Origin of the sequence: Chryseobacterium culicis, assembly GCF_900108365.1 — a bacterium.
Classification (GTDB): domain Bacteria; phylum Bacteroidota; class Bacteroidia; order Flavobacteriales; family Weeksellaceae; genus Chryseobacterium; species Chryseobacterium culicis.
In genome coordinates, this window is sequence record NZ_FNWQ01000001.1 from 929,106 (window position 1) to 951,337 (window position 22,232).

General features: G+C 37.4%; 24 protein-coding genes. 16 read left to right on the forward strand and 8 right to left on the reverse strand.

Annotation, left to right across the window (positions count from 1 at the left end; translation table 11 throughout):
• Window positions 1–15: 15 nt before the first annotated feature.
• On the reverse strand, window positions 16–678 hold the full coding sequence (locus BLW74_RS04165) for an ATP-binding cassette domain-containing protein (RefSeq protein WP_089690171.1): 663 nt from the start codon (window positions 676–678) through the stop codon (window positions 16–18).
• Window positions 679–1,125: 447 nt separating this feature from the next.
• Complete coding sequence (locus BLW74_RS04175; RefSeq protein WP_089690173.1) at window positions 1,126–3,273, reverse strand: endonuclease MutS2; 2,148 nt, start codon at window positions 3,271–3,273, stop codon at window positions 1,126–1,128.
• Window positions 3,274–3,656: 383 nt separating this feature from the next.
• Here BLW74_RS04175 and BLW74_RS04180 point away from each other — a divergent pair, with 383 nt between their 5' ends.
• Complete coding sequence (locus BLW74_RS04180; RefSeq protein WP_089690174.1) at window positions 3,657–4,172, forward strand: GNAT family N-acetyltransferase; 516 nt, start codon at window positions 3,657–3,659, stop codon at window positions 4,170–4,172.
• 64 nt (window positions 4,173–4,236) lie between these two features.
• Window positions 4,237–4,878 carry a uracil-DNA glycosylase gene (locus tag BLW74_RS04185; RefSeq protein WP_089690175.1) on the forward strand — a complete coding sequence of 214 codons (642 nt, stop codon included), beginning with the start codon at window positions 4,237–4,239 and terminating at the stop codon, window positions 4,876–4,878.
• Here the strand turns inward: BLW74_RS04185 and BLW74_RS04190 are convergent.
• Both BLW74_RS04190 and BLW74_RS04195 read right to left on the reverse strand, forming a co-directional pair.
• Complete coding sequence (locus BLW74_RS04190) at window positions 4,865–5,362, reverse strand: hypothetical protein (protein ID WP_089690176.1); 498 nt, start codon at window positions 5,360–5,362, stop codon at window positions 4,865–4,867. The genes BLW74_RS04185 and BLW74_RS04190 overlap by 14 nt on opposite strands.
• Window positions 5,363–5,377: 15 nt before the next feature.
• Window positions 5,378–5,869 carry a DUF456 domain-containing protein gene (locus tag BLW74_RS04195; RefSeq protein ID WP_089690177.1) on the reverse strand — a complete coding sequence of 164 codons (492 nt, stop codon included), beginning with the start codon at window positions 5,867–5,869 and terminating at the stop codon, window positions 5,378–5,380.
• 279 nt (window positions 5,870–6,148) lie between these two features.
• Between BLW74_RS04195 and BLW74_RS04200 the strand changes: the two genes are divergently transcribed.
• From BLW74_RS04200 to BLW74_RS04245, 10 genes are all read left to right on the forward strand, one after another.
• A complete protein-coding gene (locus BLW74_RS04200) occupies window positions 6,149–7,417 on the forward strand; it encodes a mechanosensitive ion channel family protein (RefSeq protein ID WP_089690178.1) in 1,269 nt (422 codons plus the stop codon).
• A gap of 176 nt (window positions 7,418–7,593) precedes the next feature.
• Window positions 7,594–8,313, forward strand: a complete 720-nt coding sequence (locus BLW74_RS04205; RefSeq protein ID WP_089690179.1) for a pyridoxine 5'-phosphate synthase — start codon at window positions 7,594–7,596, stop codon at window positions 8,311–8,313.
• Between the two features lie 26 nt (window positions 8,314–8,339).
• Window positions 8,340–9,119, forward strand: coding sequence for an alpha/beta fold hydrolase (locus BLW74_RS04210; RefSeq protein WP_089690180.1), 780 nt, complete (start codon window positions 8,340–8,342; stop codon window positions 9,117–9,119).
• A 115-nt stretch (window positions 9,120–9,234) separates the two neighbouring features.
• Window positions 9,235–9,474, forward strand: coding sequence for a microviridin/marinostatin family tricyclic proteinase inhibitor (locus BLW74_RS04215; protein WP_089690181.1), 240 nt, complete (start codon window positions 9,235–9,237; stop codon window positions 9,472–9,474).
• 46 nt (window positions 9,475–9,520) lie between these two features.
• Window positions 9,521–9,748, forward strand: coding sequence for a microviridin/marinostatin family tricyclic proteinase inhibitor (locus tag BLW74_RS04220; RefSeq protein ID WP_089690182.1), 228 nt, complete (start codon window positions 9,521–9,523; stop codon window positions 9,746–9,748).
• A 75-nt stretch (window positions 9,749–9,823) separates the two neighbouring features.
• Window positions 9,824–10,780: an ATP-grasp domain-containing protein gene (locus BLW74_RS04225; protein WP_089690183.1), complete on the forward strand. Its 957-nt coding sequence runs from the start codon at window positions 9,824–9,826 to the stop codon at window positions 10,778–10,780.
• A complete protein-coding gene (locus BLW74_RS04230) occupies window positions 10,773–11,777 on the forward strand; it encodes an MvdD family ATP-grasp ribosomal peptide maturase (RefSeq protein ID WP_089690184.1) in 1,005 nt (334 codons plus the stop codon). Before BLW74_RS04225 ends, BLW74_RS04230 begins: the two co-directional genes overlap by 8 nt.
• 260 nt (window positions 11,778–12,037) lie before the next feature.
• Window positions 12,038–13,051, forward strand: a complete 1,014-nt coding sequence (locus tag BLW74_RS04235) for an NAD-dependent epimerase/dehydratase family protein (protein ID WP_089690185.1) — start codon at window positions 12,038–12,040, stop codon at window positions 13,049–13,051.
• Entirely contained in the window at window positions 13,048–14,817 is a 1,770-nt protein-coding gene (locus BLW74_RS04240) for an AMP-dependent synthetase/ligase (protein WP_089690186.1), read from the forward strand. The genes BLW74_RS04235 and BLW74_RS04240 overlap by 4 nt, the downstream gene beginning before the upstream one ends.
• A 21-nt stretch (window positions 14,818–14,838) precedes the next feature.
• Window positions 14,839–15,894 (forward strand): diphosphomevalonate decarboxylase, encoded by a 1,056-nt coding sequence (locus BLW74_RS04245; protein ID WP_089690187.1) that lies wholly within the window; start codon window positions 14,839–14,841, stop codon window positions 15,892–15,894.
• Between the two features lie 43 nt (window positions 15,895–15,937).
• Here BLW74_RS04245 and BLW74_RS04250 read toward each other — a convergent pair whose 3' ends face one another.
• Entirely contained in the window at window positions 15,938–16,978 is a 1,041-nt protein-coding gene (locus BLW74_RS04250) for an endonuclease/exonuclease/phosphatase family protein (protein WP_228424760.1), read from the reverse strand.
• 163 nt (window positions 16,979–17,141) lie between these two features.
• On the opposite strand from BLW74_RS04250, the gene BLW74_RS04255 reads away from it, so the two are divergent.
• Both BLW74_RS04255 and gloA2 read left to right on the forward strand, forming a co-directional pair.
• A complete protein-coding gene (locus BLW74_RS04255) occupies window positions 17,142–17,570 on the forward strand; it encodes a nuclear transport factor 2 family protein (RefSeq protein WP_228424762.1) in 429 nt (142 codons plus the stop codon).
• Window positions 17,571–17,599: 29 nt separating this feature from the next.
• Window positions 17,600–17,977 (forward strand): SMU1112c/YaeR family gloxylase I-like metalloprotein, encoded by a 378-nt coding sequence (gloA2, locus tag BLW74_RS04260; RefSeq protein ID WP_089690190.1) that lies wholly within the window; start codon window positions 17,600–17,602, stop codon window positions 17,975–17,977.
• A 3-nt stretch (window positions 17,978–17,980) separates the two neighbouring features.
• Here the strand turns inward: gloA2 and BLW74_RS04265 are convergent, their stop codons facing one another.
• Together BLW74_RS04265 and BLW74_RS04270 are read right to left on the reverse strand one after the other, a co-directional pair.
• Entirely contained in the window at window positions 17,981–18,364 is a 384-nt protein-coding gene (locus BLW74_RS04265; RefSeq protein WP_089690191.1) for a DUF1634 domain-containing protein, read from the reverse strand.
• Complete coding sequence (locus BLW74_RS04270; RefSeq protein ID WP_089690192.1) at window positions 18,364–19,194, reverse strand: sulfite exporter TauE/SafE family protein; 831 nt, start codon at window positions 19,192–19,194, stop codon at window positions 18,364–18,366. Before BLW74_RS04270 ends, BLW74_RS04265 begins: the two co-directional genes overlap by 1 nt.
• Window positions 19,195–19,279: 85 nt before the next feature.
• Here BLW74_RS04270 and BLW74_RS04275 point away from each other — a divergent pair, with 85 nt between their 5' ends.
• Entirely contained in the window at window positions 19,280–19,843 is a 564-nt protein-coding gene (locus tag BLW74_RS04275; RefSeq protein WP_228424764.1) for a DUF1543 domain-containing protein, read from the forward strand.
• Window positions 19,844–19,868: 25 nt separating this feature from the next.
• Window positions 19,869–20,981 carry a 5-(carboxyamino)imidazole ribonucleotide synthase gene (locus BLW74_RS04280; protein ID WP_089690193.1) on the forward strand — a complete coding sequence of 371 codons (1,113 nt, stop codon included), beginning with the start codon at window positions 19,869–19,871 and terminating at the stop codon, window positions 20,979–20,981.
• A gap of 257 nt (window positions 20,982–21,238) precedes the next feature.
• Here BLW74_RS04280 and BLW74_RS04285 read toward each other — a convergent pair whose 3' ends face one another.
• Window positions 21,239–22,051 carry a hypothetical protein gene (locus BLW74_RS04285; RefSeq protein WP_089690194.1) on the reverse strand — a complete coding sequence of 271 codons (813 nt, stop codon included), beginning with the start codon at window positions 22,049–22,051 and terminating at the stop codon, window positions 21,239–21,241.
• Window positions 22,052–22,232 lie beyond the last annotated feature (181 nt).

Sequence of the window (22,232 nt, forward strand, 5' to 3'; positions counted from 1 at the left end):
CTTCAAATATATAAATTAAATGCTTTTCGGAAGATAATTATAGCGCTGCAGTTCACTTAAATCTTGTATTTGTTTGAGATGGCCTTCAGAAAGCAGCAATATCTGATCAGAGATATCCAGAACATCTTTAAAGTTGTGGTCAGAAATAATGAATCCTTTACGGGCTGATTCCTGGCGGACATATTTCTTTAGCTCTTCAGTGATTTTTGGGGAAATACTATGAAATGGCTCATCCAGCAATATAAAATCTGCTTCAGAGTAAATAATCATAAGAGTTTCTATGATTCTCTGCTCACCTGTAGAGAGATTTTTAGGCTTTTGATGAAGAAATGGCTGTATGAATTCTGAGGTAAAAAGCAGCTCAGTATTTTTGGGGTTACAGAAAAGCGGAATCAGATTTTTAATCTTTATATATTTTGGCAAAAAAAGATTTTGGGGTAAGTAGGAGATTCTGTTTTTTCTGTCGGAAATGTTTTTCAGGATGGTATGGTCATATTTTATAAACTGGTTATCACCCCGTTCCGTTCCAAATATGATTTTGAGCAGTGTCGATTTTCCGGTCCCGTTTCTGCCCAGTAATCCTACAACCTGACCGGTTTCACATCCTATATAAATATCCTGAAGGATTTTTCTGTCATCAAAAGATTTTGTCACACTATCAACATGAAGCTTACTCATAAGAATAATGTTATCATTTTTACAGTGAGACTTAATGCCATTGTTCCTGCCCAAAGAAAAGTCCTTGAAAATCCGGTGTTGGCATAAAAATAATATTCGCTTTTAAATCTTACTTCATAGATAAAATAGTGAAGAACAGGTACCGTTAAAAGAAAACTTAAACCAAACGTTTCAGCCTTGAAGGGAAGTATCAGAGAGATAAGCAATGAAAACAGTAAGGCGGGAAGTAAAATTTTCCTATAAAAGATCCAAAGAATAGTAAAGTTTCTGGTCATATTTTAAAAGAGTGTGGGTTATTAGGTCTTTAGCTGTGCAATAGAGCATCTTTACGCTTCAAATATATGAAAAACGTTTGTGCTAGGTAGGAAATTACAGATTCAAAATAAAAAAGAGAGAAAACCAACGGTTTTCTCTCTGCTATCTGCATAAGTTTTACTTTCTGAATCATTAAATTCTTTCAAGTTCATCCGCGTCAATCGTAGTCTTAAAAGTTCCGTAATTGACAATCACTTTGTTTCTTGAAATTTTTTCAATAGTTCCTACACTGGTGCTTCCGGTAATACGGACACGCTGTCCGATTTTCATCCACAAAGAACGGTCGGTTTTACGTTGTTCTTCCAGTCTTTCATTCGTTTCAGCAATTTTTTCAATCACTTCTTCCTTTTTCAGCTGCTGGGTGATTTTTCTCTTCACAACCTGAAGCCGTTTAGATTCATCCTTGTCACTTCCCAGTTTCCTGAATTTTTCCTGCTCCAGGAGCTTTACAAAATCTTTTACAACATCCTTCCTGGATTTTCCTTTGGTATAGCTGTCTATGAATGCCTCAATCTTATTACCGAACTGAAGTTTACGGTGCTCCTCTTCATACAGTTTCTGGAAATTGAATAATTTCTGCTGAAGCTGGTCATTCAGTTTCTGAAGGTTATCACGTTTATCTTCTACAGATTCTTTCCTTTCCGCAAGATCAGACTTCAGTTTTTCCACTTCAAACTTTTCCTGCTGCAGCTTTACAATCGTTTTATCCAGATTAACGATATCATGCTCTACCTTTTTCTTGGCAGAATGGATAATAAATCTTGGAATTTTATTCTTTTCCGCAACTTCAAAAGTAAATGAACTTCCTGCCTGTCCTACTTCCAGCTTGTACATGGGTTCCAGTGTTTCCTCATTGAAGAGCATGGCCGCATTCTGGGCATTGGGAAGCTGTTCTATCACCAGTTTGATGTTAGTATAGTGGGTGGTGATGATGGCAAAACTCTTTTTATCATAGAAAAACTCCATGAAGCTTTCTGCCAGGGCACCTCCAAGTTCAGGATCAGAACCAGTACCAAATTCGTCAATCAGTAAAAGCGTATTGGCATCAGCCTCACGGATGATTCCGGACATTTTCTTTAACCTCGATGAGTAGGTGGATAAATGGTTTTCAATAGACTGGTTGTCGCCAATATCAGTCATGATTTTCTCAAAGAAAAACATTTCAGATTTCGGGTGAACCGGAACCAGAATACCACTCTGAATCATCAGCTGTAATAATCCAACCGTTTTTAAAGTAATTGATTTTCCACCGGCATTCGGACCGGAAATACAGATGATTCTGTTATGATCCGTTAAAGTCAGCGTTTGCGGATGGATAATTTTGTTCTCAATCTTATTTCTTAACCATAACAGGGGATGATAAGCATCTTTTAATCTCAGTGTTTTATGATGGTTGATCTTGGGAAGAACTCCGTTGATCAATTCACCAAATTTCGCTTTAGCTCTCGTAAGATCAAGATCAAAAATATAAACCTGATACCTCCATAGCTGAGGCTGGAATTCTGCGAGCTCTGCAGTCAGCTTACGGAGAACTTTGTCAATTTCTTTTTTCTCCTCCTCTTCATTTTCACGAAGCTTGAAGTAATGCTTTACAACGCTGTCCGGCTGAATGTAAGTAATGGAACCTGTTTTGGAGATGCCTAGCGTTCTGCCGGCAACTCTTTTTTTGAATCCTGACTTTACCGCCAGAACCCGTTGGTCATCAATAATGGTTTCCCTTATGTCATCCAAAAAATCACTCTGCCCGTAGGTGGTAAGCGCACGGTTGAAATTTTCCTGAATCGCTTTTTTAGCATGCTGAATTTCAGTTCTTATCCCTTTCAAAGCAGGAGAGGCCTCACTTTTTACCTCACCAAAACGGTTAAAAACCTTATCTACCTTATCAATGATCTCTTTTCTGAATTCCAGTACAGAAACCTCTTCTAATAATGTAGGAAATGTTTCCGGCATGGTAGGGAAGAACTTCTGAAGTTTTCCGATCTGTTCCGTGATGGTTTTTATTCTGATGAAAGCAGCATTTTCCAGGCGGTAGTTCTCAATCAGCATCAATTTCAGCTCACTTTCAATATCTTCATATTCATCAAACGGAATCGCATTTGAACTTTCAAAACTGGACAGATATTCTGACGTTTTTTTTAATGAAAGTTCCGCCTCGTCAATTTCCATCGGACGAAGTTGAAGAATTTTTTCTCTTGTTTTCGGAGAATACGCAAATGGGGAGATTTCCGCGAGCAATTGCGGAAACTCTAATTCGTCTAAATCTTCTTTATCTATATACACAGTGCAAATTTAGTGAGAATTTTGATGATTACGTATATCTGAGAGATTTACAGAATAAATTAACTTGGAATTTAAAGATTATTGAGCAGCTTTTTTTCTTGAAAACTTTTAAATTTCAAAAAAAGATCAATTTTTTATAATGCAAAGGTTTTTTATTTTTACAGGATTTTATTTCAAGCGAGCAAAGACGAATCAATAACATTGATTCTTCCAAGCGTGTTGATTATCATTCTGCTTCATTAGCAAATTAGTTGCTTTTCTTTGCTCATTCAAATTAACTAATAGAATCCAGTAATTTTTGCGTTTAATAACTAATCAATTAAATTAATTCCGTCTTTTGGCATTTATATAAATTTATGAGGTTCTTTTATTACATTTGAGCTATGAAACTGGAAACCGAAAGATTAATACTGAAAGACATCAGCGAAAGCCACGTTGAGGATATTTTACGCATTAGAAGCAATGAAGTCATCAATCAGTTTGTTGTAAGGAATTCTCCGAAAAATAATTACGATGCACTCCAGTTTATTTTAACCATTAAAGAAAGAACTAAAAACAACCAAACCGTTTATTTGGGTATTTCTTTAAAAGACCAGCCGAATCTTATCGGAACAATCTGTCTCTGGAATTTTTCTGAAGACAGAAAAACAGCAGAAGTAGGTTATGAATTATTACCGGAATATCACAGACAGGGAATAATGTCCGAAGCTTTAAAAGCGGTTTTAGATTTTGGTTTTAATGAATTACATTTAGATGAAATTGTAGCCATTACCAATATATTCAATGAAAACTCAAAAGGCATTCTTTTGAAACATGATTTTGTTTTGCTGGAAGGTGAAAAAGATGAGGGGTTTCCGGGTAATATTATTTTTAGTCTGAAAAAGATCTCTGGAAAATAAGAAAAGAGGATTTTTCTATGTTAAAAATCCTCTTTTCTTATTTTAATATGATTATTTTTGCAGTATGACCTGGACAGAAATTTTAGCCCCGATAAAAAAAACTGAATACTTTACCACTCTTTGGGAGAAAGTGAAAAATGAATATGCAACAACAAAAGTTTTCCCTCCCAAAAATCAGATTTTCAGAGCACTGGAGCTCACAGCTTTTGATGATGTGGAAGTGGTGATTATTGGTCAGGATCCTTATCATAATGATTACCAGGCAAATGGGCTGTGCTTTTCTGTTTCTGAGCAGGTTACTGCACCACCTTCTCTAAAGAATATTTTTATTGAGCTAAAAGATGATCTTGGCGTGGTAAGAACTTCAAAAGAACTTGATGACTGGGGAAGGCAGGGCGTTTTACTATTAAATGCAACCCTAACGGTTCGGGCTCATTCACCTAATTCTCATAAAGATCTGGGCTGGGAAAAGTTTACCGACTTTATCATTAAAGAAATTTCAGATAAGAAAGAAAATGTAGTATTTGTACTGTGGGGCGCTTTTGCACAAAAAAAAGCCGAACTTATAGATCCGGCTAAGCATTTTGTCCTGAAATCGGCGCACCCGTCACCTTTTTCTGTTCATAAAGGCTTTTTCGGAAGTAAGCCTTTTTCCAAGATTAATGAATATCTTATTTCCAAAGGAAAGAAGCCTATTTCTTGGTAGGATCTGCTTTTTTTATTGTGATTCCGATTTTATATTTTCCTTCTAATGCTTTGGCTCCTTCCTGTTGTTTCGGATAAGGGGAGACATCCTGCAGAGTGATAATATATCCGTTAAATTCTGCCGACTGCCGGTAATTTCTTGCCGGAAAATCCATGCTGGCAAGATTTAAAATAGCTGGCCGGGTTGCAGTACCCATTACCTCCACCTGAGCAAGAGCTGCCCCGGCCCAGATACAGTTAACTCCTTCCGGACATCGGCTGTCCTCAGAAATCCCTTTGAAAGTCACATTCATCTGATATTCTTTCAAAAACTTATTTTCACCTTCGCTAAAGTACAAAACGCCGTCTTTCTCCTGAGTAGACGGAATTACTTTCGGATGCGTTTGTACCTGCGAAGCATTGGCTGATGCTTTAGATTTCTTTTGGGCATCACATCCCGTTAATGCAAATATTCCCAGACTGAGTATGATAGCTTTATGGTACATAATTTCTTAATTTAATTAAATGACATTGAACATATTAAGTAATACTACCAAAAACATTGCCACTCCTACCACAAAGCTGAATCCTGTTCCGTAAATGAACCCAATGAGTGCTCCTTTGGTAGACCGTAAAGCTTTATTCATGTCTTTGCTGTCATGAAGCAGCTCGCCGATAAATACCCCGGCAAACATTCCTACAAGAAAACCCAAGGGAATCGGAAGAAATATTCCCACAATGGTTCCTATTACAGAACCGATACTTCCCCAGCGTGTTCCGCCATATTTTCTGTTGGTTTTTGCAGGGATCACGTAGCTTAGTACTACAGAAGCGGCTGTAAGAATCCCGAAAGCCCAGATATAGATCATGGGAAGATCTGCATCCGTCCCGAATTTATAGATCAGAAGTCCGCATATACTAAGCAAAAGTCCGGGTAAAACAGGAAGAAAAGTTCCCAGTATTCCGACAAACAAGAGAATAAGACAGAAAATATTGATGATAGTTGTATCCATTATAATAAAAAAAATATCTCTGCAATATAAAAAAAGTGGCCTTATAAAAAGCTACTTTGATAACGGAGTTATAAAATTTTATTACAAATTTAAGAGCATGTTTTCCGGAATCCGCCTTCTGTGACTCCGGCATTCTGATGGATGCTGCCGGCAATATTCTTTCTGCAATGATATTCTGAGAAATGATTTACCAAAAAATTGCATGAAATATCTTCCGGAGAACACCTTTTTGGGATGAAAATTGATTATCATGATTGTTAATTTCATAAATTTGCTGTAATGAATGACCAGTTACAAGAAACTAAAAACTTTATTCAGGAGCTGAGTGAGCAGCTTTACATTTATATTACCCAGATTTCACCCTCCGGGCTGGATTGGGTTTTTCATATTATTGTAAAACTGAGCTTACTTCTTGTACTGTTTTTCATTACAGATTTTATTTTTAAGTTTATCATCAATTCTGTTTTCAGATTATTTCATAATGAACAGAAATTTCCCATCTTAAAATCTATTTATCAGGCCAAAATTACCAATTCTGTGGCTCATTTTGCTGCTTTAATTGCTGTTGCCGGTATCCAGGGATCTATATTTCCGGAAAATGCACTGCCCAAAACAACCATTTTCATCATACGGTGTATCAATTTAGGATTGGTACTGATGCTGGCTGGTATGCTGTACAGATCGCTAAGCGCATTCAGGAATTATTTCAGTATTAAGCAGGATTTCTACAAAATTATGGCATTGAATGCCATTTCAGAGACGGTAAAAATCTTAGGACTTTTTATCTTTACGGTAGTGGGACTTTGTGTGATTTTCGGGATCAAAGGAACTACCATTGTAGGAAGTCTTGGGGCAATTACGGCGGTGCTGGTACTTGTTTTCAGAGATACTATTTTAGGGTTTGTGACGGGGCTTCACGTGGCTACTTCTAAAAACCTGAAAGTGGGAGACTGGGTAAGCATTCCTAAATACAGCATTGAAGGAAATATAACGGAAATCAATCTTTTAACAACCAAAATCACCAATTTTGACAAGACGGTTTCTACCATTCCAACGTATGACCTGATGACAACAGAGATCAAGAACATGCAGGTAATGTCTGAATCCAACACCAGAAGAATAAAAAAATCCATTTATTTCAATATCAATTCTTTTAAATTTCTGACAGACGAAGATGTGGAGCGTCTGAAGGAGATCAACTTAATTTCAGACTATCTCGAAGAAAGAACATCAGAAATCAAAAAAGAAAAAGAAAGCCTTGAACACAATGATAAAATTGTGAATGGCAGACAGCTTACCAATATCGGGGTCTTCCGGTATTACGCACAAAAATACATCGAAAACGATCCGGATATAGATAAAAACGGCACCAGGATGGTTCGTCAGCTGGATATCACTCCGCAGGGGCTGCCTCTTGAAGTGTACTGCTTTGCCAATGATTCCAAATGGGAACGTTTTGAGCAGATTCAGGCAGATATTTTTGACCATTTGCTGGTGGCTTCAAAAGAATTTGAGCTTCAGGTGATGCAGGTAAGTATTAAAGTATAGAAAAGCTGGAAACCGTAGAAGGAAGCTGGAAGATTCAGTGCCTTTTTACATAAAATTGAATTAAACTTTTAAATGATTATGAATGCAGAAGACCGATAGAAGTACAATGCCTGGATTTGCTTCCAGCCTCATGCTTCCAGCTTCTGACATCTCATATCTAACATCTAACATAAAAAATGACAAAACTAAGCGTAAACATTAATAAAATTGCGACCTTAAGAAATGCAAGAGGAGGGGAAACCCCAAGTGTGACAGAAGCTGCTGTAAAAATTCAGGAATTTGGAGGACAGGGGATTACCATCCACCCAAGACCTGATGAAAGGCATATCACCAGAAAAGATGTCTATGATCTGAAGCCATTGGTTACGACTGAGTTTAATATTGAAGGAAACCCTCATCAGAGCTTTATTGATATGGTTTTGGAAGTGAAACCTGAGCAGGTGACCCTTGTGCCGGATGCGGATGATGCCATTACGTCCAATGCAGGATGGGATACCAAAAAACATCTGGATTTCCTTACTGAGATCATTGCCGAATTTAAAAAATCAGGGATCCGTACATCTATTTTCCTGGATCCTTTACCGGAGCTTGTGGAATATGCTGCTAAAACCGGTGCAGACAGAATTGAACTGTATACTGAAGCATACGCAAAAAACTACCTTACCAATAAAGAACAGGCTATAAAGCCCTATTATGATACTGCCGTTGAAGCCACTAATTTCGGATTGGGAATCAATGCGGGGCATGATCTGAGTTTAGAAAACCTTAAATATTTTTCAGATACTATTCCCAACCTTTTGGAAGTATCCATCGGGCATGCTTTGGTTTCTGAAGCGCTTTATATGGGATTGGAAAATACAGTTCAGGCTTATTTGAAGAGACTGGCAAAATGGTAATTTCTCACCTCTAACTTCTTAAAAACATGGAAATTTTAAATTCAAAAATATTTGGCGAAAACCTTACAAATACGCCGCTACTTGTATTTCACGGATTGTTTGGAATGCTGGATAACTGGGGAAGCTTCGGAAAAGATCTGGGAGAATATCTTCCGGTACATCTGATTGACCTTAGAAATCACGGAAGAAGCTTCCATTCTGAGAGTATGTCTCACGATGATCTGGCAGACGATATTGCACGTTATATGGATCACTACGGAATTCAGAAAGCACACGTTTTAGGACATTCTTTAGGAGGAAAAGCCGTGATGCAGTTTGCGATAAAATATCCGGAACGTGTTGAAAAGCTAATCGTTGTAGATATTTCACCTAAAGCCTATCCGCCGCATCATCAGGGGATTATCAAAGCTCTGGAGACAGTGGACTTTACTGCTGTGAATTCAAGAAATGAAGTGGAAGCTGTTTTAAATCAATACATTCCTGAAAAATCTACGATACAGTTTCTAACAAAGAATCTGTATTGGGACGACAATAAAAAACTGGGGTGGAGATTCAATCTTAAAACGCTGTCAGAAAAATATAATGAATTTGTTTCTAATGCAGTTAAATTCGGTGTTTTTGATGGAGATACCCTGTTTATAGCAGGCGCAAAATCCAATTATATCCTTCCGCAGGACGAATTCGGCATCAAACAGCAGTTTCCAAAGGCTAAGGTGGTAACGGTAAAAAATGCAGGACACTGGGTGCAGGCAGAAAATCCGGTCGATTTTGCAAATGTGGTTAAGGATTTTCTTGAATTGAATTAATTTTATTCTTTAGTTTTTAATATTATGTTAAAATTTTATTAAAACCCGATATTATTTCTCCATAAGTTGAAATTTTTGTACTTTGGAATTGTCAAAACAATAAAAATATTAACTTATGGAAAACAAAAATTCAAAAAAGAAACCGTTTTTTGCGACATTCCTTGAAAAGCAGGTTAAAGATCCTGAGACCGTAAAAGGAGGAGGTATTACTTCCGTTCTTGCAGATCAGATTACATCAGTAATCAAAGACCACATCACTACTACAGCGCTGGAAGATAGTGTTACGAAGCCTGATAATGACAATGTAACAATGAAATATCCTTCTGACGGTGATGAGGATGTTTTAGAAGTATAAGAAAATAAGCTTACGCCCAATAATTTCAAATCAAAACTAAAACTTTATGAAAAGCAACAACTCAAAAAAGAAGCCGTTTTTCGCGTCTTTCTTAGAAAAACAGGTGAAGGATCCTGAAACCGTAAAAGGAGGAACAGATATTATCTCAATTCCTGAAAGAGATATGATCACAAAACCAGCTGTAGATACGGTAACTTCTCCCAAAGACGATATGATGCATACGCTGAAATATCCATCTGACGGTGATGATGATACGATCATTATTCCGCTATAAGATCTGGTAGAATATGTAATAAATAGCAGGGGAAACTTAAATTAGTAAGTTTCCCTTTTTAATAAAAGCCGGCAAATGATTCTCTGCATCACCCATTCACAGGATTTTTATAATATTGATCTTTTTTTTCAATACCTTACTTCCAAAAATATTCCTTATTTCAGGCTGAATTCTGACCGCCTGAATCATCTTCAGAAAATAAGCATTCATGAAAATTCATTCGAATTAACGGATGAAAATGGAAATACCATCCATTCTGACACCATACAAGGGGTATGGCACAGGAAAGCCTGGAGAATCAGTGCTCCCGAAGAGCTGGATCAGGATTACGAAAGAGTTTTCCTGAACGAATATGGAAGTCTCCGGTACAATCTGTTGACCATTTTGGAAGATATCCCCTGGATTAATCCTTATGAGAATGAAAAAAAGGTGGATGGAAACAAGATGTTTCAGCTGAAAATTGCAAAGAACAATAACTTAACGATTCCCAAAACCATTTTTTCTAATGATGAAGAAAGAATAAAAGCATTTTTTGATCAGTACTGTCACGGCAAAGCCATTGCTAAGCTTCACGGAGTAACCGCAAAAACGATGTCAGGCGAAAATATGATCTCCACTACTGTTATTGAAGAGGAATCTCTGGAACATCTTTCAGATATTGTTTACTGTCCGATGATTTTTCAGCCTTATATTGACAAAGAATATGAGCTGAGAATTGTCTATGTTGACGGTGAATTTTTCACCGGAAAGATCAATAACAGCGAAAATGCAGATTGGAGAGTTGCCCGCGAAGGCTATTTCTGGTCAGCGTATGAACTTCCGGGTTCCATCAAAAACAATCTCACCGCCATGATGAAAGAAATAGGGCTTTATTTGGGAGCCATTGATATGATCAAAGGTAAAGACGGTCACTATTATTTTCTTGAAGTGAATGCACAGGGAGAATGGGGCATGCTGCAGAAAGAACTTGGTTTCCCCATCGCAGAAAGAATTGCCGATAATATTATCAAAAGAATCAATTTTCATGAATAAAATTTTAATTATAACCCATACCGCAGATAACTTTTCTATTGAAAAAGTAACAGAATACATCGAAAAAAATAATTGTGAAGTTATTCGTTTTGATGTTGATATTTATCCCTTACAAAACAAACTTTCCACTATTTTTCAGGACGGAGAATGGGTGAGTTACCTTGAAACACCTGAAGCAAAACACCGCCTGGACGATATTTCTGCCATCTGGTACAGAAGAGCCTACAATATTGGAAAAGGACTTAAAGAAGAAATGGATTCCAAGTTTTACGGAGCGGCAATGGGAGAAATCCGCAATACCCTTTTCGGATTTTTTGAATCGGTGGATGCTTATTCTCTGGGGAAGCCAAGTGTTTACAGAAGATTAGACAGTAAAGAAGAACAGTTAAAAATTGCAGATAAATTAGGATTGACTATTCCTGCAACCTGTCTTACCAATAATCCGGATGAAGCCAGAAAATTTATCCTGAAACATCAGAATGTAGTGGCCAAAATGCAAACCGGTTTTGCCATCTACGAAGACGGGGTAGAAAATGTGGTATTTACAAACGTTGTAAGTGAAGATAAGCTGGAAGAGCTGGATTCATTACTGTACTGCCCGATGCAGTTTCAGCAAATGATTCAGAAGAAAAAAGAACTCAGAATTACCATTGTGGGCAGAGATGTTTATGCCTTTGAAATAGATTCTCAGCAATCCGAAGATGCTAAAATAGACTGGCGGAAAGATGGTGTCAATCTTATTGATAAGTGGAACAGAACAGAACTTCCTGCAGATGTAGAGGCAAAACTTCTGGAACTTCTTGATATTTACAACGTAGACTACGGAGCAGTCGATATGATAGTTTCCCCTGAAGACGAATATTATTTCATCGAGATCAATGCTGCAGGAGAGTTTTTCTGGCTGGATAATCTTACAGAAGGAAACCTTATTTCAAAAAGTATTGCAGACGTTCTTTGTGATAAAGCGCCAAGAAGAAATAATGAAGTAATAGCTTAAAAAACAGAACCCCTCTTGAGCATAAAAGTCCTGAAAGTTGTTAATTCTTTCAGGACTTTTAATTTGACCATCCATTGTAATTGATAAAATCCGGGTTTATTATTGATCAGAATGATAATATTGGTTAAATAAAGCTGAATTATGCTTTAAAAATCGCAAATTTGCAAAAGCAGTTTTTCAGAGAAATCCTCAGAGGTTTGTGAAGAATTGCCGGATAGAAAATATTGTTATATTTTAGTCAGCAATCAAGAAAATAATTAATGATTTTTGTAACGGGTGCTACCGGAATTCTGGGAAGAATAATTGTACTGGAGCTTCTTAAAAGAGGTAAACAGGTGCGTGCTTCCAAAAGACCGGGCAGCAATATAAACGAAGTAAAGCATTCATACAGCTTTTATACGGAGAATCCTGACGATTTTTTCAATAAAATTGAATGGATCAACGTAGATTTTGATGACCTCGATTCTTTGAAAACTGCGCTGCAAGGGGTAGATGAGGTGTATCACTGTGCCGCAAAAGTAAGCTTTCATCCAAAAGATGAAAAAGAGATGTACCACACCAATATCAAGGGTACAGAAAATCTTCTGTATGCCTGCGAAGAATCAGACGTTAAAAAATTTCTCCATGTAAGTTCTGTAGCCGTTCTTGATAATTTCAATGAAAAAGGGGAATTGGATGAAGATTCCGACTTTAATCCTAAACTGGAACATTCGGCCTATGCTATTTCTAAACATTTATCTGAAATGGAAGTATGGAGAGCTTCTGCAGAAGGGCTGAATGTAATCATTATTAATCCGGGAATGATCATCGGAAGCGGAAACTGGCATCAGAGCAGTGGCGAGCTTTTCTCTACTTTTGAAGACAACAGTTTTACCTTTTCGGGAGGATCTGCTTACGTTGACGTAAGAGATGTTGCCAATACGGCAATAGGATTAATGGAAAATAATCTTTTCGGAGAACGTTTTATCATTGTTGCTGAAAATAACAGATACGCCGATCTTGCCAGACAGATAAGAACCCGCCTGGGGCTTAAAGAGGCCAGAATTCTTTCACAGACAGAATTAAATATCGGGAGATTAGCCAATGCTCTTTTCGGATGGCTGATCCCGAAGCTGAAAATGGTTACCCGGTCAAATATTGAAGCCATTTCATCATTCAACACCATTTCCAATCACAAAGTCAAAGAAAAGCTGAACTATCAGTTTATTCCCGTAAAAGAAAGTATAGACTTTCATCTGAATAATTATATTAACGACAAAAAGCTGAAGAAATGAACCTTGCAGAGGCAATTATCCTTAAAAATGTAGAAAAGCATCCTATAAAAGGAGCAATCGGGTTTAAAAAGAAAGATGCAGGCTGGAAAGAACTCAGCTGGAAAAAATTCAGCGAAATTATTTTTAAAACTGCCAATGCTTTAAAAGAATCCGGAGTTCAGGAAAATGACAAAGTCGCCATTTATTCAGATAATTCTTCCGAATGGATGATCATGGATTTGGCTTCAATGGCAATTGGTGCTATTACGGTTCCTATCTACTCAACCAATAATGCCGAGCAGGCAGAACATATCATCAACGACTCCGGAGCAAAAGTTGTTATGGTAGGAAATCAGATGCAGTATGATGCCTGTCTTGAGTTCTTACATAAGCAGGAAAATAACCTGGAAATGATTATTATTTCCAAAAAAGCAGTTTGGATCAAGAAAGAATTCAACAGTTTTTATCTTGAAGATTTTATCGCCAAAGCTTCACCTAAGCTGGAAATCTGTAAGAAAGAAAATGATGATACAGCAACATTAATTTATACTTCCGGAACTACCGGAACACCAAAAGGGGTAATGCTTACTCATGGAAATTTTATCAAAGCATTCGATTCCCATTTTGAATTTTTTAAGTTTAAAAACTTTGAAGAAGAGCTTTCACTGGCATTCTTGCCCTTAAGCCATGTTTTTGAAAGAAGCTGGAGTTTATTAAGCTTATACGGCGGTGCCCGTGTTTATTTCCTGGAAGATCCGAAAAATGTAGCGAAAGCACTGGAAGAAGTAAAACCTACGGCCATGTGCGCGGTACCAAGATTTTTCCAGAAAGTATATGCCGGAGTGTTGGAAAAAGCAGAAGAGGGTTCATCGTTAAAGAAAAAAATCTTTAACTGGGCGCTCAAAACCGGATGGGAGACTGCCGAATTACGAAGAAATGAAAAACCAATTCCTTTTGGATTAAAATTTAAAGAATCCGTTGCAGATTTGTTGGTTTTCAGTAAAATTAAAGACAAAATGGGGGGGAGACTTTGGTTTCTGCCTTGCGGAGGAGCGTCTCTGTCACCGGAAGTTACCCGCTTCTTTGAGTCAGTAGGGATTCACGTAACCGTTGGATATGGATTAACTGAAACTACAGCTACATTGACTCTTTTCCCCCTGACTCATTTTGAACACGGAACCAGCGGAAAACCTCTTCCGGGAGTAGAAATGCGCATCGGAGAGCATGATGAGATCCAGGCGAGAGGCAATGGAATTATGAAAGGATATTACAACAAGCCTGAAGAAACCCGGAAAGTATTCACAGAAGACGGTTGGTTTAAAACCGGTGATGCAGGAAAGTTTGATGATAAAGGAAACCTGATCATCACAGACAGGATCAAAGACCTGATGAAAACTTCTAACGGAAAATATATTGCTCCACAACAGATAGAAAACCTTCTCACCAATAATAATTTCATCCAGCAGATCATGCTGATTGCGGAAGGAAGACAGTTTGTTTCAGCACTCATTGTTCCTAATTTTGAGTTTTTACAGGATTATATTAAGAGAAATAATATTCCTTTTACCAATTGGGAAGATGCTGTAAAAAATGAACAGGTAATCCATTTTTATAAAGAAAAAATTAAAGAACTACAGGACCACCTTTCGGACTATGAAAAAGTGAAGAAATTCACCTTAATGCCCGCAGAGTTTGATATCAATACAGGAGAAATCACCCCTACATTGAAAGTCAAAAGAAATGTAGTGATCAAAAAATACGCAGATATTATAGAAAAGATGTATTAAGTAATACACTTAAATTAAACTATGACGACACAAGATTTTATAGGAAAAGAAAATTTCAATATTCGTACCCAAACGGTTTCAGAAAGCTGCCCGTCTAATATTGCCCTGATTAAATATTGGGGGAAATATGCGGATCAGATTCCTGCCAATCCTAGTATCAGCTATACTTTAAACCATTGTAAGACCAATACCTCAATGGAGTTTATTGCAAATGAAACTTTTTCGGTACAGACTTTTCTGGCTGGAAATGAAGAAGTGAAGTTTGCCGAAAAAATTGAAAAATATTTCAGAAATATAGAGCAGTACCTTCCCTGGATTTTAAAAGGGAAATACGTGATCAGAACGGAAAATACCTTTCCGCACAGCTCAGGAATTGCAAGTTCAGCTTCAGGATTTGGTGCCATCGCAAAATGTCTGATGGCATTGGACGCTTCATTTACCGGAAAAAAATCTGAGGAAGAATCTTTAAGAAAGGCTTCATTTTTAGCAAGACTGGGAAGCGGAAGTGCTTGCAGAAGCTTGTATAATGGACTTGTGGTGTGGGGAAAAACTGATGAGGTATCGGGGAGCTCAGATCTGTTCGGAGTACAATATCCGGATGCTGAGATTCATGAAGTTTTCAAAAATTTTAATGATTGGGTGCTGTTAATCCATGAGGGTCAGAAGAGTGTTTCTTCGTCGGTAGGACACGGTTTGATGAAAACGAATCCTTACGCAGAAAGAAGGTTCCAGGAGGCCAGAGAAAACTTTGTTCCGATGAAAGAAATCCTTAAAAAAGGAGATATGGAGAGCTTCATCAAATTGGTTGAGCATGAAGCACTCACACTGCATGCGATGATGATGATGAGCGAACCGGCTTTTATCCTGATGAAAACAGGTACACTGGAAGTGATCAATAAAATATGGGATTTTAGAAGAGAGACAAAGCTGCCTTTATTCTTTACCCTGGATGCAGGAGCCAATGTTCACCTTCTCTTTCCTGGTGGTGCTGAAGATCAAATCAAAAGCTTCATTGAAGCTGAACTATTGCAGTACACCCAGAAGAATGGAGTCGTGAAGGATGTGATGAGGTTTTAAAATTCAACAATATTCTAAAAAAAGTGGGCTTCAGCCCACTTTTTTAGTCTTCGGTAACAACAGCTTCCCGTTCGCCATCTTCTTTCTTTCCTTCTTCTATCATGATTTCGGCTTCTGCTTTCTCTTCAGAAGTAGCCGTTTCTATAAGCTCTTCCTGTGCATCATTATGATGATCTATGAAAAACTCACAATATACAGGAAGGTGGTCTGAACCAAAATTTTCCAAGGTCTTCAGCTGTTTAATAAAAATATCTTCGCTGTGAAACATCAGGTCGATAGGGAATCTTAACAGGCGGTATTTTGCATGAAACGTAGAAACAAAAGAATGCCCGATTCTCGGATCTATCAGATGACTTGTTTTTCTGAAAAGTACAGATGATCTTGACCATGCAACATTATTGAAATCTCCCACTACAATAACTGGTTTCTTAATGTCTTTTACACATTTGGCCGTGCTCAGAAGATCTCCGTCTCTTTCCTTGGAGGTTTCTTCTTCGGTAGGGCTGGGCGGCGGCGGGTGAACTCCGAAGAAAACAAAAGAAAAACCATCCGCTGTTTTCATATGGATTTCAATGCTTGGAATATCATCAGCTACAAAATAATGAGTCTTCGCTTCTGTGATTTCGATTCGGGAATAAAAATGCATTCCGTACGTGTTTTCCAGGGTTACCTTATGCTGATAGCCGTACTCTTTTTCCAGGGGTCTCATTGCTTTTTCCCAGTCACCATTGCTTTCCATGGTCATGAAAAAATCAGGATTATATTTTTTAATAAGACCAGCGAATCTTTCATATTCTTTATTGAACTGATAAACATTAGCTGAAATAAAATGCAGCTTATCAGAAGATTTGTGTCGCTGCCTGTGCTTCTTTACGGGATAAAAATGTGTGTATTGGATGAGCGTTTTGCTGTGATAAACGAACATAGCCAGCAGAATACCCTGATAATACCATAAATATTCTACAGAATCTGTAAAAAGTCCCAGTAGAAAAGTGAAAAGTATAAGGTAAGTAACCTGTATTTTAGCAAATTCAGGCACTCTGAATATCCAGTGAGAATGCTGAATTTTTGGCAGTATAGTCATGACCAGTAGTAGGAGAGCCAGAATCAGATAAATAATCCACATATAAATGCTATGAAATAATTTTGATCACAATTTAAGAAAAATGATTTTTAAAATTTGTTAATCAATTTAAATTTTATTTTATCTATTTTTATTTATCTAAATCTGTTCTATGAATAAAATTATGGCACTCCTGCTACTGATGACTATTTCAGCTTTCGGTCAGCAAAATAAAGATATTGAAAAGCCTATCCGTAACCTGTTTCTGGGCATGAAAAATGCAGATTCAGAGCTGGTAAAATCTGCTTTTGCAGAGAATGCTGTGCTTCAAACTATCACTAAAGACGGTGTCGTAAAAAGCGACAGCATACAGGATTTCGTAGCTTCGGTTTCAAAATTTACAAAAGGAGATCTGGATGAAAGAATTCTCATAGAAGCTATTCATAAAGATGGAAACCTTGCCAGTGTGTTTACACCTTATTCTTTTTATTTAAAAGGCAAGCTTTCTCACTGCGGAGCCAATAGTTTTCAGCTGGTGAAGCAGAATAATGAATGGAAAATCCAATATATTATTGATACCAGAAGAAAAGATAACTGTAAAGAAATACAATAATCAATTAAAAAGAACTTAAAATTATAAAAATGAAGATTCATCATATTGCAATCATCTGTTCAGATTATGCCGTGTCAAAGAAATTTTATACGGATATTTTGGACCTTACCATCATCCGCGAGGTATACCGTGAAGAACGACAGTCTTATAAGCTCGATCTTGCAATCGGTGATCAGTACGTCATTGAATTATTTTCGTTTCCGGATCCGCCCAAACGTCCGTCACGTCCTGAGGCTTGTGGTTTAAGACACCTTGCTTTCTCGGTAAAAAATGTTACAGAAAAACGAAATGAACTGGTAGGTAAGGGACTTACCTGTGAGGAAATTCGTATAGACGAATTCACGGGAAAAGAATTTTTCTTTACCCAGGATCCCGACCAGCAGCCGTTAGAGTTTTATGAAATGTGAAAATTAGTGGGCGTAGCCTGCAAAGAAACTCACCGCCATAATGGCTAAAACAATAGAAGAAATGACTACATATACGTAGTCTTTTTCTTTTAAATAGCCTATTAACGCGAAAACAATTCTCATTAAAGGCGTGAAGATCAACAAAAGGATACCCAGCTGAATAATAGCTGTACCTTCTCCTTTACACAGAGAATTCCAAAAATGTCCCCAAACTTTTTCAGAAGAAGTCCCTACTACAAGGCTTGTATATTTTTCGGGCATTGTAAAACCTTCAAAAAATAACTTGATAAAACCAATAAGTGATGTTGCCACAGACAAAATAACACCCAGTCTCAGAAGATTTCCTACGGAACGGTTCAGATCTACATCTGTAAAATTCTTTTTCATTACCTGAAGCTTTTGTTGATACCGTTATACATCATATAAATTGAAAGAATGGTAATCACAATGGCAAAAAATACTTTTAATTTTTTGGTCTTTGATACCATCAGCGTCTTTGAGCCAATAAAGCTTCCGATGACAACGCCTATCAATACCGGAGCTACAATGACCGGAATAATTTCTCCTCTCTGAAAATAGATCAGCGCACTGGCAACTGCCGTTACTCCAATCATAAAATTACTGGTGGTTGTAGATACTTTGAAAGGCAGTTTCATCATATTGTCCATTGCCAATACCTTTAATGCTCCAGATCCAATCCCTAAAAGACCAGACATGGCACCGGCAAACATCATCATCAAAAATCCCGGAACGGTATTTCTTGCCGAATAGCTTTTCAGAACACCTTTGTCAGGGAAAGTACCGTACAATTTTAATTTCTCTTCCAGACTTCCTTTCACCAAAGGTTCCTGGTGGTCCGGTTTTCCTTTAAGATTTAAAATAACCGTTAAAAGAAGAATACTGGCGAAAATAATTCCGATGGTATTAGGATTAAGCATCCCTGAAACCAGAGCGCCAACAATGGCTCCTGCTGTGGTCGCTATTTCGAGAAACATCCCGATTCTCATATTCGTAAAGCCTTCTTTTACGAAAGCTACAGCCGCGCCGGAAGAAGTTCCGATCACAGAAATGAGCGAAGCACCGATAGCATAATGCATTGGAACGCCGAAACCCAGCGTTAATAAAGGAATAATGATAACTCCCCCTCCTAAACCCGTAAGTGAACCCAAAAGACCAGCGGAGATTGCACCAAGGAAGAGTATGATGATTTCTGACATACTACAAATAATGTTACAAATATAAAATTATTGTAGTAGTCTGCCAAACATTTGAAAAAGATAAATTTAACGTATTTTTGCATGCATGAAAAATCAATTGAAATTATTTTATGTCATCCTCGGGGCTACCCCTAAAGGAAGAAATATTGAACAGCACGATGTTTTCTTCGGAATTGCGGAGAATCTGAAAGACCTGATTCCTGATATGAAAGAGTTTTGGAAGGAAGCAGAAGGAAAAATTCACCTGGACTGCTACCAGGAAGTCAGATTTGCAGACGGGTATAAGGTAAAGATTGTGGAAAAAGGAGAAAAAACATCAGAAAATCAGTTGTTTTTCCTCAATCTAGGAGGGTATAAGCCTGGTTTCTTTGAGGAGTTTCATGAGCAGCATCTGATGGTAGGGCAGTCTATGGGTGAGATCGTAAAAAGAGCAAAAGCTACTGAATTTTACCAGACTATGGGATTTGAAGGTGCGGTAAGCCATATTGATGATAAGCATGGAGTGGATATTGATGATATCTTCAATGTAAGTGATATTCTTCCTTCCTATATGAAAGAAAAATATTCTATCATTCTTCAGAAATCTGATGAAGAAAATCAGGAAAATCCAATGGGACTTGGCTATCTGAAAATTGATAAAATTCAATAAAGAATAAATCTAATACAAATAAAAAATGAAAATAGGAATTCTGGGAGGCGGACAGCTTGGAAGAATGCTGATACAAAGTGCACTGAAGTATGATGACCAGTTTTATACCCTGGATCCGGCTTCTGATGCGCCGTGTCACAATATCTCATATTTTACACAGGGAAATTTTAATGATTATGAAACGGTTTTAGACTTTGGAAAAGATAAAGACGTTGTAACCATTGAAATAGAACATGTAAATGCTGATGCATTGGCAGAACTGGAAAAACAGGGAATAAAGGTGGTTCCCAATGCCAGCATCATTAAAACAATACAGCAAAAGATCCTTCAGAAAGAATTTTATAAAGCTCATGATATTCCAAGTCCGGAATTCCAGGTGGTATGGAACAGTGATGAGAAGATTATCATGCCCTTGCCATTTGTTCAGAAGATGAACACCGGAGGGTATGACGGAAAAGGAGTACAGGTGATCAAAACGGAGGAAGATTATCAGCACTTATGGACTGAAGCCTCTGTAATTGAAAGTCTGGTAGATATTGATAAAGAACTTTCTGTTATTGTAGCAAGAAATGAGAAAGGAGAAACCAATATATTCCCGGTAACGGAAATGGTGGCCGATCCAAAGCTGAATCTTTTGGATTTCAATGTATGCCCGGTGCTTCTGACGGAAGATGTTCAGAACCAGATTGATTCTATTACGGAAAAATTCCTGAATGCGGTAAATTCTCCGGGATTATTCGCCATTGAATTATTCCTTGATAAAGAAGGGAAAGTATGGGTAAACGAAACCGCGCCAAGGCTGCATAATTCTGGGCACCAGAGCCAGGAAGGAAATACCAACTCGCAGTTTGAGCAGATGTACCGTGTGGTAAAAAACTTGCCTTTAGCAGATACTGATGCTATCACTTATAGCGGAATGCTGAATCTGGTAGGGGCAGAAGGGTATGCAGGAAAAGTAATCTATGAAGGAATGGAAGAAGTCCTTAAACTGCCTGAAACCTACATCCACCTATACGGAAAAACAGAAACCAAACCTGGAAGAAAAATGGGACATATCAACGTTCTTGCAGACTCCAGGGAAGAGCTGATGGAAAAGCTTGTGCAGGTGAAAGGAATGGTAAGAGTAATTGCTGAGTAATATCAGTTTAAAATAGATAAAGGGAGCTGTTTTATCTTTAAAACAGCTCCTTTTTATGTTGTTCTACAAACGATTCAATAGGAACGGGCTATTATCCTGAGCGTAGCCGAAGGGAGCCCGTTCGTTTATAAAAGATTATCAATTCAATCGGCTTTAGCCAAAACTTATTTTTTAGGTTTCGGCTAAAGCCGAATGCACACATGATGTTTATATCGGGCTAAAGCCCGATCCTATTGATAATATAATTGCTTTTATAATTAAGGCTTCTTAACAACCTCAATATTGTCTTTTTTATAATTGTATTTAATATAAGTTCCTAAAGCTGTTGACAAAACCGAAAATTCGTCCAGAGTTGTAAGCGGTGCATAGAGTTTAAACGTACAAATGTCCGTTGCAGAAATAAAAGGATTGGTTGCCAAATGGCTGTGAGTAGACATTGTTACTGTTCCTCCATTTTCCAATACTGTAGAGGTTGGAATAAGTCTTGAATGAAATTTTTTATGGGAAATAATATTCCCTTCTTTATCAGAAACAAAAAGATAATCATTTCCGAAAGGAATGACTCCGGACTGTGCCGTACCTGGTATTAAATACACTTTATAGTTTTCATTAAACGGGATAATAATCATATTAAGGCTATAGCCTTGTGGTACCGTTACTGCATATTTTGGATCGGATAACTGCGGAATAATGGTAGAACGGATATTTTTTAATCTGGTTTCAGTTTCATTAATTACCCTTTCCTTAAAATTTTCTTTCACAGGTTTTGTTTGGTTATTTTTGAAAGAAAGTTCTGCAATCACCATATTACCGACTTTATTAAGAAAAGAAGTTTTGATGGTGTCATTTTTTTGATAGGTGATATAGCTTCCGGTATTTTCAGCAAGTCTTTTATTGCTACCTACAATATCTCCTGCATGCCATGATGCATTTTCGTAAGTGTAGAGTAGATTTCCTTCAGTTTTGATAGAGTCCAGTTTCTTTTTCAGCTCTTTATCAGAAAGAGTGAGGTTTTGTGCAGAAAGAATGATGGACACGAAAAAGAAGAGAAATCCGATAATTTGTTTCATAGGTTATTTTTTTTGCCAAAATACAAAATTCAATAGGAACGGGCTTTAGCCCGTTCGTTTATAAAAGATTATCAATTCAATCGGCTTTAGCCAAAACTTATTTTTTAGGTTTCGGCTAAAGCCGAATGCACCCATGTTGTTTATATCGGGCTAAAGCCCGATCCTATTAATGCTGAATTGT

Bases quoted from the DNA above. Each gene is read 5' to 3' on its own strand.
- BLW74_RS04270 (WP_089690192.1), bottom strand. From the start codon at position 19,194: ATGTCAGAAATCATCATACTCTTCCTTGGTGCAATCTCCGCTGGTCTT.
- BLW74_RS04230 (WP_089690184.1), top strand. From the start codon at position 10,773: ATGAATAAAATTTTAATTATAACCCATACCGCAGATAACTTTTCTATT.
- BLW74_RS04200 (WP_089690178.1), top strand. From the start codon at position 6,149: ATGAATGACCAGTTACAAGAAACTAAAAACTTTATTCAGGAGCTGAGT.
- BLW74_RS04220 (WP_089690182.1), top strand. From the start codon at position 9,521: ATGAAAAGCAACAACTCAAAAAAGAAGCCGTTTTTCGCGTCTTTCTTA.
- BLW74_RS04265 (WP_089690191.1), bottom strand. From the start codon at position 18,364: ATGAAAAAGAATTTTACAGATGTAGATCTGAACCGTTCCGTAGGAAAT.
- BLW74_RS04180 (WP_089690174.1), top strand. From the start codon at position 3,657: ATGAAACTGGAAACCGAAAGATTAATACTGAAAGACATCAGCGAAAGC.
- BLW74_RS04245 (WP_089690187.1), top strand. From the start codon at position 14,839: ATGACGACACAAGATTTTATAGGAAAAGAAAATTTCAATATTCGTACC.
- BLW74_RS04285 (WP_089690194.1), bottom strand. From the start codon at position 22,051: ATGAAACAAATTATCGGATTTCTCTTCTTTTTCGTGTCCATCATTCTT.
- BLW74_RS04235 (WP_089690185.1), top strand. From the start codon at position 12,038: ATGATTTTTGTAACGGGTGCTACCGGAATTCTGGGAAGAATAATTGTA.
- BLW74_RS04195 (WP_089690177.1), bottom strand. From the start codon at position 5,869: ATGGATACAACTATCATCAATATTTTCTGTCTTATTCTCTTGTTTGTC.
- gloA2 (WP_089690190.1), top strand. From the start codon at position 17,600: ATGAAGATTCATCATATTGCAATCATCTGTTCAGATTATGCCGTGTCA.
- BLW74_RS04165 (WP_089690171.1), bottom strand. From the start codon at position 678: ATGAGTAAGCTTCATGTTGATAGTGTGACAAAATCTTTTGATGACAGA.
- BLW74_RS04225 (WP_089690183.1), top strand. From the start codon at position 9,824: ATGATTCTCTGCATCACCCATTCACAGGATTTTTATAATATTGATCTT.
- BLW74_RS04215 (WP_089690181.1), top strand. From the start codon at position 9,235: ATGGAAAACAAAAATTCAAAAAAGAAACCGTTTTTTGCGACATTCCTT.
- BLW74_RS04255 (WP_228424762.1), top strand. From the start codon at position 17,142: ATGGCACTCCTGCTACTGATGACTATTTCAGCTTTCGGTCAGCAAAAT.
- BLW74_RS04185 (WP_089690175.1), top strand. From the start codon at position 4,237: ATGACCTGGACAGAAATTTTAGCCCCGATAAAAAAAACTGAATACTTT.
- BLW74_RS04205 (WP_089690179.1), top strand. From the start codon at position 7,594: ATGACAAAACTAAGCGTAAACATTAATAAAATTGCGACCTTAAGAAAT.
- BLW74_RS04190 (WP_089690176.1), bottom strand. From the start codon at position 5,362: ATGTACCATAAAGCTATCATACTCAGTCTGGGAATATTTGCATTAACG.
- BLW74_RS04275 (WP_228424764.1), top strand. From the start codon at position 19,280: ATGAAAAATCAATTGAAATTATTTTATGTCATCCTCGGGGCTACCCCT.
- BLW74_RS04280 (WP_089690193.1), top strand. From the start codon at position 19,869: ATGAAAATAGGAATTCTGGGAGGCGGACAGCTTGGAAGAATGCTGATA.
- BLW74_RS04210 (WP_089690180.1), top strand. From the start codon at position 8,340: ATGGAAATTTTAAATTCAAAAATATTTGGCGAAAACCTTACAAATACG.
- BLW74_RS04250 (WP_228424760.1), bottom strand. From the start codon at position 16,978: ATGACTATACTGCCAAAAATTCAGCATTCTCACTGGATATTCAGAGTG.
- BLW74_RS04240 (WP_089690186.1), top strand. From the start codon at position 13,048: ATGAACCTTGCAGAGGCAATTATCCTTAAAAATGTAGAAAAGCATCCT.